Source organism: Bacteroides salyersiae WAL 10018 = DSM 18765 = JCM 12988, from assembly GCF_000381365.1.
Lineage (GTDB): Bacteria > Bacteroidota > Bacteroidia > Bacteroidales > Bacteroidaceae > Bacteroides > Bacteroides salyersiae.
Map to the genome: position 1 here is coordinate 198,451 of NZ_KB905467.1, position 14,447 is coordinate 212,897.

A 14,447-nucleotide genomic window follows, 5' to 3' on the forward strand; every position below is an offset into this window, starting at 1 on the left:
ATGAAATTTAGATATTTAAAATCATTGATTCCTGCCGCACTCTCCTTATCGTTGACCTTCGGTATGGTGTCTTGTGTTGGTGATTTGGATATAAGTCCGATTGACCCGCAGGTGAGCGGTAATTTTTCTCAGGATGAAGTTTTCACCAAACTTTATGCTTCATTGGTATTGACAGGTCAACAAGGACCTTCCGATAAGCCGGATATTGCTTCGGACGACGAGGGGAATACGGCTTTTTATCGTGTGATGTTCACCGTTAACGAATATGCTACCGACGAAATGATCTGGACTTGGATGGATGCCGGTATCCCCGAGTTGATTTTTATGAGGTGGAACTCTTCTCACGGTACTATTGAGATGTTGTATAACCGTTTGGCTTATAACATCACCCTTTGTAATTTCTTCCTTGACCAAGTAGAGGGACAAACGGATGAGACAACAGTGAGACAACGTGCTGAAGCTCGCTTCCTCCGTGCACTGTATTACTATTATTATATGGATCTGTTCGGAAAAGCACCATTTAAAGAACACTTCTCCGAGGAGTTGCCGGTAGAAAAGAATCGTGCAGATTTGTTCGCTTACATCGAAAGTGAATTGGATGCGATTGAAAATGATATGTACGAACCGGGTAAAGCTCCTTATGGACGTGCCGATAGGGCAGCCAACTGGTTGCTGCGTGCCCGTATGAATCTGAATGCAGAAGTGTATACAGGTACTGCGCAATGGGGTGAAGCTGCTGAATATGCAACGAAAGTGATTGGATCGGGATATGATTTATGTGATAATTACAAAGAATTATTTATGGCCGATAATGGTGAAAATCCGGAGGCACGAAAAGAGATTATTTTCCCGCTTCGTCAAGATGGTATCCGTACAAAATCTTATGGCGGTTCTTTCTTCCTGGTAGCTGCCACCCGTATTGCGGGGATGCCGTCGTGGGGAACCAATGCTTCTTGGTCATGTATCCGTGCCCGTAAATCTTTGGTGGGCAAATTCTTTAAAGATCCGGAAAGAGCTCCTTTGACTGAAAGTACGGACGAATTGATTGCTGCTGCAAAAGACAGTCGTGCCCTGTTTTACTCAGGTAAGGGTGGCGGAGAGCGTCAGGTTACTTTGGAAACGGTTACTAAATTTACCGATGGATTCTCGGTTGTGAAATGGACGGGACTTACTTCTACCGGGCAGAATAGTAGTGACCCGGATGTACCCGATACTGATATTCCTCTTTTCCGTCTGGCTGAGGCTTATCTGATTCGTGCGGAAGCTAATTTGCGTCTTGGAACAGTTGCTATGAGCGATATTGCAGAAGACTTGAATGTATTGCGTCGTCGTGCCGATGCAACGGAATTTGAAAGCGTGACATTGGATGATATTCTTGATGAAAGAGCCCGTGAGTTATATTTCGAAGGATTCCGCCGTACGGATTTGATTCGCTATAATTATTATACAACGAACAGATATCTGTGGGATTGGAAAGGTGGCGAAGCTGAAGGCACTTCGGTAAGTTCTATCTATAATGTTTATCCGATTCCGGCAGCAGATATTACTGCCAATCCGAATATGCATCAGAATACTGGTTATTAATCGTTTATTCATCATTTAAAACGCTTATTATAATGAAAAAGATATATAGTATATTCATGATGGGTCTTGCCGTACTTGCTTTCTCGGCATGTGAAAGCGATAGAGACAGTAACCCCACGTTATTGGAGCCTGATACATTCGTGTTGAATGTTCCACCTTATGCCGAGAACAATGTATATGATCTGGAAAACTCGGAAGCTATTGAGTTTACATGCTCACAGCCGGACTACGGTTTCCCGATTGCCACTACTTATACTGTGCAAATGGCACTTGATGAAAATTTCACAGAAGATAATGAAGAGGCCGGAACGAAGGTCAACTATGTGACGCTTTCCACTAAATATACTTCTACAAAAGTGAATGTAGATGCGGTTGAGTTTGCATTGGGATTGGTTGAGTTGTGGGGAATTGCAGGCTCCGGTGAGCTGCCCGACACTCCTATAACCCTGTATGTTCGTATGCAGGCAGCCCTGACTTCTAATGGGAGTGGTGCATGTACTTCTAATGTGATTAAATTACCCAGGGTATTGGGATATAAGGCAGAGGCTCCTGTCACGTTGCCGGAAACGATGTATCTTATTGGTGGCTTTGCAGAATCCGATTGGAATACATGGCTGGAGATGACTCCGGTGACAGGCAGTACGGGTAAATTCTCACGCGTGGTAACTTTTGGTGCAGGTGCCGCCGGTACAATGAAGTTCAATATGAATCCGGGTTGGGATGGAAACCAGGTAGCCTACTTTGACGGGCTGGTTCCGGAAGAGTCTAAAAAACTGGCAGATGTCAGCGGAGTAGACGATGGTAATGGCGGTTTGAATATTCAAATCGGAAATGCCGGTACTTACGAAGTGGTGGTAACTGTTAAAGTTGCCGGAACCAAACTTGCCTATACTCTGGACTTTTACGAAGCAACGGCTGAATAACTTTTGTAATTTTAAAACGAATAAGAAACATGAAAAAGATATCATTATATATGTTTTCTCTTCTGGTGCTGGCTGGTTTTTCGGCTTGTGACGAAGATTATACGGACTGGGCCAATCCCCAGTCCAATCCCCAGGAGGAATCTAAGAGTGGCATTACTGCACAGGTAGCGGGTGTAACTTCGGAAGTCGTGATGGATACGTATGCAGAGGATTCTGTAGTAATTGCCAAGTTGGAGTCTCTGTCCGGTTCGGACGAAATCGTAGGTTATAAATTGCAATTGGCAGGCAATGATAAAACATTAGACATTCCGTTTGCCGAAAAGGATGGAGCTTTGAAAGTGGATGCTGCGGAACTGGAATTGCTGACGATGCAATTATACAACAGCCGTCAGGCTGTGGCGCGCGATATAGCAGTAAAAGTGGGAGTTTCTGCAATGGCTTCCGATAATCAGGCTGTTTCTGTCGATGTGGCTGATATTAATATGAAAGTGACTCCTGTCACTCCTCCTGCGATGGAAGATGAGTATTATGCTTTGGGAGATATCTCTTCGTGGGATTTGGCCGGAGCTTTGGCTTTTACACGTGATGCGGACGATGATGCCATCTTTACGCTGGAGTTTACAAACGAAAAGGAAGACAAGGCTAATTTCAAAATATTCCCGAAATCAGGAGCTGCCGGAAGCATTGATTGGAACAAGGCATTGGGTGCAATGAAAGACGGGGATGCTTCTGCATCCGGCCTACTCGATTTTACGGATCAGAAGGGGCAACAGGCTGGAGCTATCGGTCTGGAATTGCAAGGAAAGGTAAGAATTACGATCAACGTAAAAGATTATACATACACAATTAAAGAAGTAAGCGATTTGCCCGAAACGATGTTTATCAACGGCTCTGCTTATAGCTCGGATTGGAATTGGAATGATGCTTGCCAGATGATTCCTGTGACTCAGACTCCCGGTATGTTCTGGAGTATGCAATATTATAATGCCGGTGAAGAAATCAAATTCTCTCCGGTGGCCGGTTGGACAGGAGATTTCGGCTTCTCTACAGATATAGTAACTCCTGCTGCCATCGAACTCGCCGGATTGACTGATAAGGGTGGTAATATTCTGATTGGCATTTCCGGTTGGTATATAGTGGTTGTTACTGTCGATAAGGTAGGTGGCAAGAAAGTTGAATTCTTGAGACCGGAGGTCTATCTTTTAGGTGGATTGGTTAATGGCAGTTGGAACTGTAATGAAGAAACATTATTTACTGTACCTGCAGATAAAAACGGTGATTTTGTCTCTCCTGCTGCTACTGCAGACGGGGTAGCGCGTATCTGTTGTACAGTGGCCGGAACTGGTAATTGGTGGAAGAGCGAATTTACGTTGGATATGAAAAACGATGCTTCGATTGTTTATCGTGAAAACAAGCAGGTTGGTGATAATCTTGGAGAACTGGGTTATGAATGTCCTGTAAATGCCGGTCAGAAAGTGTATGTGAACTTCACGAATGGTAACGGAACAGTAAAATAGGCATTTGTGAATAAATAAATGAATATGGAAAGGCTGTTTCTGTGACCGGAAGCAGCCTTTTATGATAAATAAGGAGGAATTTATGAAACGATCTTACGTTTTGTTAGGATTTTGCATTTGGGTAATGTTCATTGCAAAGGCTCAAATAGTGACAACGAACCCTGCCTTTCCTATCGAAGGAAAGGCGGTGACCCTCATTTTTGATGCTGCACAAGGTACTGCCGGATTAAAAGGTTATACGGGGGATGTATACGCACATACGGGTGCCATTACAGATCAGAGTGAAAAAGAATCTGACTGGCGATATGCTTCGGATTGGAATGTGAATGTTGCAAAGTACAAGATGACTTCTTTGGGCAATAATAAGTGGGAACTGAATATTACCCCTGATGTTCGTAGTTATTATGGCGTTCCTGCCGGTGAGAAAATTCTGAAAATGGCATTTGTCTTTCGTAGCTCAGACGGCAAAAAGGAGGGAAAAGATACCGGTGGCAAGGATATTTTTGTGGATATACATGAAACAGGACTGACGGTTCGTTTCGATCAGCCTTCCGGAATTGCGACCTTGAATAGCGGAGAAACACTGGCAATGAAAGCATCGGCTTCTATGGTGGCAGACATGAAACTGTTTGTTGGTAATGAACCGATAGCAACTCAAAGCAATGTGAAAGAGATCACTGCCGAGCATACTTTTTTGCAAGCCGGTAATTTCGAGATACGTGTGGAGGCTTCGATTGGCGGACAAACGGAGACAGCTACACGGACGGTGAACGTGTTGGGTGAGACAGTGCAGGCGCCGCTTCCGGCAAATGTACGACCGGGTATTAACTATTTGAGCATTCACGAAGCTACTCTTGTGCTTCAGGCACCCAAAAAGAAGACTGTTCATGTGGTAGGTGATTTTAATGATTGGAAATTATCGCCGGAGTACCAATTAAAACAAGACGGAGAGTTTTTTTGGATTACGTTGAGTGGCTTGGAGAGAGAAAAGGAATACGCTTTTCAATATGTGGTGGATGGTACTATTTATATAGCCGACCCGTATGCGGATAAAGTTCTCGATCCGTGGAATGATTCGTATATTCCATCTACTGTATATCCTGATTTGAAACCTTACCCGACGGGGAAAGCCGAAGGGATTGTTTCTGTGCTTCAGACAGGACAGACGCCTTATCAATGGCAGGTAACGGATTTTAAAAAGCCGGACAGGAATCAATTAATGGTATACGAGATGCATATTCGCGATTTTACTTCCGAACATTCCTTTAATGCGGCGAAAGACAAATTGCCCTATTTGAAACAGTTGGGAATCAATGCCATTGAACTGATGCCGGTTAATGAGTTTGAAGGGAATAGCAGTTGGGGATATAATCCTTCGTTTTATTTTGCGGTGGATAAGTATTATGGAACTAAAAATGATATGCGGGCTTTTGTTGACGAATGCCATCGGCAAGGGATAGCAGTGATTATAGACTTGGTATTGAATCACAGTTTTGGGCAGTCTCCATTCTATTTGCTCTATCGTGAGGCGGATGGGACTCCGTCGGCAGATAATCCCTGGTATAATCAAAAGTCTAATATTCCTAATGCTGCTTTGCAGTGGGGATATGATTTTAATCATCAAAGTACGTATACCCGTGCGTTGGTGGACAGTGTGGCCGGTTTCTGGATGAAAGAGTATAAAGTGGATGGTTTTCGATACGATTTTACTAAAGGATTTTCCAATACTTCGCAGGATACATGGGCCAATAAATATGATGCGGAACGTATCGCAAACTTGAAGCGGATGTCTTCGGAAATCTGGAAAAGGAATTCGGATGCTTATGTTATTATAGAACATCTGACGGAGGGTACTACGGAAGAGAAGGAATTGGGAGAGGCCGGCATCATGCTTTGGAGAAACATGAATCATGCGTATTGTGAATCGGCTATGGGATGGCCGGATAATTCTAATTTCTCAGGATTGTATGGAGGTACATCCAATATGCCTGTAAACAGTTTGATGGGATATATGGAAAGCCATGATGAAGAACGTACTTCTTTTAAAGCTTGGAAATGGGGGATTGAAAGTATAAAAGGTGGTGAAGCAAGTGCGAACCCGACGACTGATAATAATTTGGAGAACCGGATGAAGCAACTTGCTACGAACGCTGCTTTCTTCTTTACCGTTCCGGGACCTAAAATGATTTGGCAATTCGGAGAATTGGGATATGATTATTCAATAAATAGTAATTCGGACGGTACGGTTGTCGATGATAATGGTGCTTATCGTACTGATCCCAAACCTCTTCGCTGGGATTATTTGGAGAATTCCGCACGTAAAGAGTTGTATAATGTTTATAGTAAATTGATGGATTTGCGTCTGTCATATCCCGAACTTTTTTCCCCTGATGTTATTTTTAGCTGGAAAGTGAGCGGCAATACAAATTGGAATAACGGCCGTTTTATAACTATAACTTCAGGAGATAAAAGAGTGGTTGTTGTCGGGAATTTTACCGCTGTCCCGGGTAATTATTCAGTAACATTTCCGCAAACCGGTACTTGGTATGATCTGATGGATGAAAACGCTACGTTGAATGTAACGTCGACAACTCAAAGTGTACTTGTTCCTGCCAATGAATTCCGGCTGTATACTAATTTTAAGCCGGCATTGACGGGAATTGAGGAGACTGTTGTCGATTCAGCGAGTCTGCAAGTGTATTATGATAGCAATTTGGATGAGTTGGTCATAAACACAAAAGCGGTTTGGGTTGAAATCTATTCCGTTAACGGTATGATGGTACAGCGACAGGAAAACGTGTCTTCTTTGGGGCTGTCAGTGCTGCCATCGGGGCAGTATGTGGCTCGGATAAAAGACAATAAGGGAGAAGTGGAATCTTGTAAGATTATTAAGTGAAAATAATGCTTCCCTTATATGCCAATGGATCTTTCGGCACAATAATACTGCCTTTTGATACATTGGCATATATTATTATGGGGCAAGGATTAATGAAATTGAGACGGACTATTCAATAAATAACTTTATTGTACGGGTTCGAATGACAGGGAACTTTTAGTATTGGTGGAATTTCATCCCCCCTGTATAACGAAAAAGAGGAAATTCTTAATTGGAATTTCCTCTTTTTCTATCTCTTTAAGAAGAGTAGATTATTTTTTCTTGCGGTCACCGTAACGGCTCATGAACTTATCAACACGACCTGCTGTATCCACCAATGTAGATTTACCAGTATAGAACGGGTGAGAAGTATTAGAGATTTCTATCTTCAGTAACGGATAAGTTTCACCTTCAAACTCGATGGTTTCTTTCGTGTTTACTGTAGATTTTGACAAAAACATATCGCCATTTGACATATCTTTGAATACTACCGGACGGTATGATTCTGGATGAATACCTTTTTTCATTTCAGTATTTGTTTTTTAATTATTATATCGTTTACTATTTGGTAAGAATAGTGTAATGGTCATTTTCAGTGCGCAAAGATAATGCTTTTCCGTGAAATAGAAAAAAGTTTTTGAAAAAAACGAGCTATCTCACTTTTTTTTTAGACTTTTGCAGAAAACAAAGAGATTTATTGTATGAAGAAATTGATTGTAACAACTGTTATCTTGCTGTTTGCAGTAATTGCCGGACAAGCTCAGGAGAAGAAAAAAGGATTGTATAGCGTAGCTTTTTATAATCTTGAAAATCTGTTTGATACTATTCACGATGCCGGTAAGAATGATTATGAGTATCTTCCCGATGCACCGAAACGATGGAATACAGAGAAATATGTGTCAAAGTTGAAAAATCTCTCGAAAGTGATCAGTGAACTGTCACGGGATAAAGTTCCGGAAGGACCTGCTGTTATCGGAGTGGCGGAGGCAGAGAACAGACGTGTTTTGGATGATCTGGTCGGCCAGCCGGCACTGGCTTCCACAGGATATCGTGTCGTACATTATGAAGGGCCGGATAAACGGGGGATTGATTGTGCGCTGCTGTATGACCCGAAACAATTTACAGTTTCATCCAGCAAGTTGGTTTTGTCGCAGCCTTTTGAGGGTGATACGATACATAAAACACGTGGATTTCTCATCGTGAATGGAAAACTTGCCGGTGAGCCGGTCTGTTTTATTGTTAATCACTGGCCTTCACGCGGGGCGGCCGAACCTGTACGGATTCATGCGGCACGTCAGGTGCGTACCTTGACAGACTCACTGCAACGTGAGAATAAGAAATTAAAATTGATCGTAATGGGGGATATGAACGATGACCCGATGGATAATAGTATGTTGACTCTTGGAGCCAAAAAATACAGGAAGGAAGTCGGAAAAGGGGATTTTTTCAATCCCTGGTGGGAAACGCTGGAGGATAAGGGAGTAGGAACGTTGCTTTATCGGGGTAAATGGAATCTTTTCGACCAGATTGTACTATCTTCTGCGCTATTGAAGAAGAAAGGATTGAAATATGATCATAACGAAGTTTTTATTCGCGAATATCTTTTTCAGCAGGATGGAAAATACAAAGGTTCTCCTCTGCGGACACACGGGGGAAAACTGTGGCTGAACGGTTACAGTGATCATTTGCCTACCATTATTTATCTGAAGAAATAAAAACCGTCTTTGCTACATCGGGATTACAATCAACTCTTAAATGATATTGAATACTACAAAATAGGATTGATTTGTACTCTGTAGCGGGGATATTTCTTACGCTTTGGTTTTGTATTAAAACTATTATGTGTACTTTTGCGTAGAATTTTTATTCACTAACAATAAACTTTTAAACAAAATGGTAAATTACAAAGATTTAGGATTGGTAAACACCAAAGAGATGTTTGCTAAGGCTATCAAAGGCGGATATGCTATTCCGGCTTTCAACTTCAACAATATGGAACAGATGCAGGCTATCATCAAGGCTGCTGTAGAAACAAAATCTCCGGTTATTCTTCAAGTTTCTAAAGGTGCTCGCCAATACGCTAACGCGACTTTGTTGCGTTACATGGCTCAGGGTGCTGTAGAATATGCAAAAGAATTGGGTTGTGCGCATCCCGAGATTGTTTTGCATCTTGACCACGGAGATACTTTCGAAACTTGTAAGAGCTGTATCGATTCCGGTTTCTCTTCAGTGATGATCGACGGTTCTCACCTTCCTTATGAAGAGAATGTAGCTTTGACTAAGAAAGTGGTGGAATATGCTCATCAGTTCGATGTAACTGTAGAAGGAGAACTTGGTGTATTGGCAGGTGTAGAAGATGAAGTTTCTTCAGATCACCACACTTACACTGACCCGGAAGAAGTAATCGACTTTGCTACACGCACAGGTTGCGATTCATTGGCCATCTCTATCGGTACTTCTCACGGTGCTTACAAATTTACTCCGGAACAGTGTCATATCGATCCGAAGACAGGTCGTATGGTTCCTCCTCCTTTGGCATTCAATGTATTGGACGCTGTAATGGAAAAACTTCCGGGATTCCCTATCGTTCTTCACGGATCATCTTCAGTTCCTCAGGAAGAAGTTGAAACGATCAACAAATACGGTGGTGCGCTGAAAGCTGCTATCGGTATCCCTGAAGAAGAATTGCGTAAAGCTGCCAAATCTGCTGTTTGTAAGATCAATATCGACTCAGACTCCCGTTTGGCTATGACTGCTGCTATCCGTCAGGTATTTGCTGAAAAACCGGCAGAGTTCGACCCGCGTAAATATCTGGGACCGGCTCGTGACAACATGGAGAAACTGTACAAGCATAAAATTATCAATGTGCTTGGTTCAGACAACAAGTTGGCTCAGTAAGAAATTATTTGAGATAAGAGAAGCTGTACCTGTATCGGGTACAGCTTTTTTTTGTCATTTATTTCGATAATCTTGTGTTTATGAAAAAGAATTTGTATATATTTGTGGTTTACAATAGATAATTGCTTTGACACACATGTCATTATCCGGTGATAATAGAGTGAAAGCATCACACACGAGTATATGGAGAAACTTCCAGAGAAAGATTCTTTTTGCTTCATTGAGGTATAATTAATCAGAAGGGAGTCAGGAGAGGAATCCGGCGGATGTTATCATCCAATAAACATTGCACTTCTAAGCCGGCTTTTAACATGAGAGTAGAGAAAAATAAAGACTGTTTCTATCGGAGGCGGTTTTTATTTTTTTATATCGTATCGTTTTCTGCTTTTAGTAATCGTGAAAAAATAAGTTGTGACAGTGTCAATCAAAATCCATATACTTCCATCAATTAGTAACTCTTATCTGCTTGAAGACGTAGCATCTTTTTCAAAAACACATAGCACCTTTTAAAAAAAGATGTAACAGGTTTCAACGGGAAGACGTGCAGGTTTCAAAAAAAGATGTAGCATCTTTTTTCCGGTGAATGTTTTTTTATTCTTCAGAATATTTCTTCTGTATATTTTTTACCCCTTTCACCAACTTCACCTTTTGGGCTTCATTGCTTTGTTCATCGGTAATACGAGGTGAAGGCACGCCCCGCTTTCCGGCCTCTTTGCAAATGTCTCCCAAGCACCGGGCATGCAGGTCGTAAGCATTAGGCATACGGGCGGTGAGCACCGGGCATACGGGGAGTGAGCACTATTGCCGGGAAACCGGGGCATGCCTTCACCCTGTATCACCGATGAATAGGGAGCTTGATTAAAAAAGGTGAAGCCGGTGAAGGGGGTAAATTCTATATGAATAATGCACCTCGATGAACAAAAAAACTACACTCTTAAAGTTTTGTGTCCAACTTTTGGGATACAGTTCAAAATCGTCCCTTAGGGGAAGTTTTTTTTAATGAAATGACCCGATCAACCGGAACATATGTGCCAAATTATTTTTTAAGCATTACTTAATCGCAGTTGCCATATAAAAAAAGAGAGACAAGCAGTGTCTCTCTTTTTCCTCTTTTATGTATATTAATTAATCATTCTTGGTGTTATTTCTCTATGGAAATATTTCAATCACCAAAGATTCTCTTGGAGACATCGTCAGTTCACCGTCCAGATTAATGATTCTTCCGGTTAGAATATCCTTTCCTTGGGCATGATCTTTTAGTATCTCTTTATAGTATTTTAGTGGTAGGGTCGTTGCTTCATCCGTACCATTTAACATTACAAATACAGTTTTGCCGTTGTATTGGCGGGCATATGCATATACTCCATGTTGCACCATGAATTGCGTCATATTACCTTTGGCAATTACTTCGTTTCCTTTGCGCCAATTCAACAATGTTTTATAGAAGTTGTAACATTCATTTTGTAATTTAGTGCGTCCTGCGGCTGTCAGTGCATTCGCTTTGTCGGCACTCCAACCACCGGGGAAGTCCTTACGTACATAACCGTCACTCTTACTCTTCACGCCATTCATCATGATTTCTGTGCCGTAATATAATTGTGGAATGCGGCGGGTAGTCAGTAATAGGGTAGAGGCCTGTTTCAACATAGGGAGATTGTCGCCTTCACCTAAAAAGCGGTCTGTATCATGGTTTTCGATAAATGCCAACACCGAAGTTGGATCGGGATATAAGAAATCATAAACAAAGTTGTTGTATACACGGTCCAATCCTTTGAACCAGGTTTCCGTTTGTTCATTCTTGGCGGTATTAATCTTATCGAAGAAGCTGAAATCCATTACGGTTTTCAGGTTACTGTTTAAAGGGGCAGATAGCTTTGAGTCTTTCTGCCACCAGGCTGTATAAGCCGGTTCTGTTACCCAGGTTTCTCCAACAGTATTGTAATTGGGATATTCCTCATTCAATTCTTTCATCCAGTTACTCATGGCATCGTAGTCTGCATACGGATAAGTGTCCATGCGGATACCATCGATATCGGCATATTCAATCCACCAGAAACTGTTTTGTACTAAATATTTGTAGACATGCGGATTCTTTTGATTTAAATCGGGCATTACCGTTACGAACCAGCCGTCGTTCATCTGGTCAAAATCATATTTGGAAGCATAAGGATCCACGTGAGGGGTCAGTTTGAAGGAGGTCTGCACAAAATTCTTCTCGTGGTCGGGGTTGTTGAAGAAATCTTTTGAGGGCATGTCTTTGATCCAAGGGTGTTCTACTCCGCAGTGGTTAAAAATCATATCCATTACGATCTTGATGCCCCGGTCGTGAGATTTGGCTATCAATTGGCGATATTCTTCGTTCGTACCGAAGCGGGGATCTACTTTGTAATAATCCGTAGTGGCATAGCCGTGATAAGAACCGCCTTCCATGTTGTTTTCCAAAACCGGAGTGAACCAGAGAGCCGTAACACCCAGATCCTCGAAATAATCCAAATTTTGCTCAATACCTGCCAAGTCACCTCCATGACGGGCATTCGGATCATTGCGGTCTACCTTATACGGAGACATACCGTCGATGTTGTCATTTTCCGGATTGCCATTTGCAAAACGATCCGGCATGAGCAGATAAAGGGCGTCGGAAGCATCGAAACCTTTGTGTTCACAACCTTTCTTATTACGGGCTTTCAGTTCATATTCTTTCACCAGTTTCTTCTTGCCGATGGTAAAGGTAAGCGGAAATTTGCCGGGTTTCACATCTTTATCCAGATGAAGATAAACGAGCAGATAATTATTGCTTTCCAACTTCACTGTACTACTGAGTGAGATTCCGGGATAGTTTACGGAAACGGAAGCGTTACCGATACCTTCGCCGTAAATCATTAATTGGAGTTCCGGATTCTTCATGCCGGCATACCAAAAAGGCGGGTCGATTTTGTTCACATTCATAGCTGCATAAGTACTAAGAGACAGTAGAAAAGAACCTAAGATAAAAAAGAATTTCTTCATGATATTAGCGTGTTATAGATTTTAACGGTGCTAATATAGGACAATTTATCGAGATGTCCTTTTCTTTCTTTTCGTGTATTCCTTATATATTTATGCAAACGTTTTCATTCCTTGGATAAAGTACCGTTTTTAAAGAAATCTTCTTCTTTCGCTTTCTGTTTCAGTTTCTTTAAAGTTTCCATAGCCGACCGGTAATAATATTCCATATTGACCTCTACTTCCCCTTTTTTATTTATCTCTATGGCTGTCTCTTTGGTGTCTTTGGGACGTGTTTTTAAAAACGCTTCCAGATAATGCGTTGCATTCTTGTTGTCTTTCATGAAAAGATAGTCGATGGCAATGTCATAAAGAAGTTTATGGTTGGTCTTATCGTATTTGTATTGGTCTTTTGCTGCTTGTATGGCTTTGGCCGGTTCTCTTCCTAACCTGCAACAATCGCGCAAGCCTTTGTAGAGACGCGTCATCGCACTGTCTTTGGGCAGACTCAAATCAATGGCAGTTTCTAAATATTCGATTCCTTGTTTTTTCCAGGATGTCTTTGCACAGGCACGTCCCAGATAATAGAGCAGGTTTACATTTTCGGGATCATATTTGCGGGCTATCTCGAGCATGTCGTGCGCCTCATAAAATTTTTCAGTGGCATAGTAACTTACTCCTAAATAATAGTATGTATGAAATGAACTGTCCCGTTGTCCTACCAGATATTCATATCGCTTGATTGCCATAGGGTAATCTCCCGAGAGGCAATATGCCTGTGCATTTTGGCGGTTTACCACAACGTTGGTGGTATCGGCTTCACGATATTTTTCTGTTGCTTCGATGGCGTATTCGTAGAATTGCATCGCGTTGTAAATTTGTCCTAATTTGGCGGCTGCCAGATAGTCGTCGGGATATTTGTCTTGAATGACATGATAGCATCCCAAAGCAGCATCCAGAAAACCTGTCCTTCCTTCCAAACTTTGTGCTTGCAGGTGTAATATTACTGCCGAACTGTCTGTTTCTGCCAGTACACTGCTTTCTCCGAATGCTTCTTCATATTGTTGAAGATTGCATAACAGGCTAATGTATTGAATGCGTACATATTTATTGTCCGGATGAATATCTATTGCTTTTTGATAATATTTCAGTGCATCCTGGTATTTAGCCGATTGCTTGCAACATTCGGCTGCTTCGATGAAAGCCCGTTGGTTTAGGCTGTCACCGGCTATGATCTGCCGAAAGGTATGGAGTGCTTCTGCATTGCGACCCAATGATTTGAGTGCTTTTCCCTTTTGAAACAGTAGTTCGGTAGTCGGCTGTTCTTTGTCAATCAGCATGATTGCCTTTTCGTAATCATAGTTGTTCATTGCTTCTTGAATTAGCTTCGTGTGCTGTGCAAATAATGTATTGCAGGTACCGAGAAGTAAAAAAAGGATAAGCTGTTTCATGGTGTATAGGGTTGTTGTGTTTTTATTATTGAGTGCAAGTTAACAAAAAGATTACTTTTACGAAATTCTCGTAGAACCTTTTAGATAGATTAACGTAAATGTTACGCAATTGAGAGTTCAATGCGATGTTTCGTGATAGATGATGATATACCAAAAGAGGGTGTCGAAACTCTCATAAACTAAAAATCACTCTCGCCACAGGTGTAGCGAGGGTGAT

At 41.8% G+C, this 14,447-nt stretch carries 10 protein-coding genes; 6 read left to right on the forward strand and 4 right to left on the reverse strand.

What is annotated here, in order from left to right; translation table 11 throughout:
- The 4 genes from susD to HMPREF1532_RS12095 all read left to right on the forward strand — a co-directional run bounded on the left by susD (nt 1) and on the right by HMPREF1532_RS12095 (nt 6,920).
- The gene (susD, locus tag HMPREF1532_RS12080) at nt 1-1,584 is read left to right on the forward strand and encodes a starch-binding outer membrane lipoprotein SusD (RefSeq protein ID WP_005929759.1); all 1,584 of its coding nucleotides are present in this window, start codon (nt 1-3) and stop codon (nt 1,582-1,584) included.
- Between the two features lie 32 nt (nt 1,585-1,616).
- The gene (locus HMPREF1532_RS12085) at nt 1,617-2,507 is read left to right on the forward strand and encodes a SusE domain-containing protein (RefSeq protein ID WP_005929761.1); all 891 of its coding nucleotides are present in this window, start codon (nt 1,617-1,619) and stop codon (nt 2,505-2,507) included.
- A gap of 29 nt (nt 2,508-2,536) precedes the next feature.
- Nucleotides 2,537-4,024, forward strand: coding sequence for an Outer membrane protein SusF domain-containing protein (locus HMPREF1532_RS12090; protein WP_005929763.1), 1,488 nt, complete (start codon nt 2,537-2,539; stop codon nt 4,022-4,024).
- Between the two features lie 82 nt (nt 4,025-4,106).
- Nucleotides 4,107-6,920, forward strand: a complete 2,814-nt coding sequence (locus HMPREF1532_RS12095; protein WP_005929766.1) for a DUF4961 domain-containing protein — start codon at nt 4,107-4,109, stop codon at nt 6,918-6,920.
- 251 nt (nt 6,921-7,171) lie between these two features.
- Here the strand turns inward: HMPREF1532_RS12095 and HMPREF1532_RS12100 are convergent, their stop codons facing one another.
- A complete protein-coding gene (locus HMPREF1532_RS12100) occupies nt 7,172-7,426 on the reverse strand; it encodes a type B 50S ribosomal protein L31 (RefSeq protein ID WP_005929768.1) in 255 nt (84 codons plus the stop codon).
- A 174-nt stretch (nt 7,427-7,600) separates the two neighbouring features.
- On the opposite strand from HMPREF1532_RS12100, the gene HMPREF1532_RS12105 reads away from it, so the two are divergent.
- The gene (locus HMPREF1532_RS12105) at nt 7,601-8,614 is read left to right on the forward strand and encodes an endonuclease/exonuclease/phosphatase family protein (RefSeq protein WP_005929770.1); all 1,014 of its coding nucleotides are present in this window, start codon (nt 7,601-7,603) and stop codon (nt 8,612-8,614) included.
- A gap of 178 nt (nt 8,615-8,792) precedes the next feature.
- Nucleotides 8,793-9,797, forward strand: a complete 1,005-nt coding sequence (locus HMPREF1532_RS12110) for a class II fructose-bisphosphate aldolase (protein ID WP_005929773.1) — start codon at nt 8,793-8,795, stop codon at nt 9,795-9,797.
- Between the two features lie 591 nt (nt 9,798-10,388).
- Here HMPREF1532_RS12110 and HMPREF1532_RS21335 read toward each other — a convergent pair.
- From HMPREF1532_RS21335 to HMPREF1532_RS12120, 3 genes are all read right to left on the reverse strand, one after another.
- Entirely contained in the window at nt 10,389-10,559 is a 171-nt protein-coding gene (locus tag HMPREF1532_RS21335) for a hypothetical protein (RefSeq protein ID WP_153881784.1), read from the reverse strand.
- A gap of 387 nt (nt 10,560-10,946) precedes the next feature.
- A complete protein-coding gene (locus tag HMPREF1532_RS12115) occupies nt 10,947-12,803 on the reverse strand; it encodes a glycoside hydrolase family 13 protein (protein ID WP_005929776.1) in 1,857 nt (618 codons plus the stop codon).
- 104 nt (nt 12,804-12,907) lie between these two features.
- The gene (locus HMPREF1532_RS12120) at nt 12,908-14,230 is read right to left on the reverse strand and encodes a tetratricopeptide repeat protein (RefSeq protein ID WP_005929779.1); all 1,323 of its coding nucleotides are present in this window, start codon (nt 14,228-14,230) and stop codon (nt 12,908-12,910) included.
- Nucleotides 14,231-14,447 lie beyond the last annotated feature (217 nt).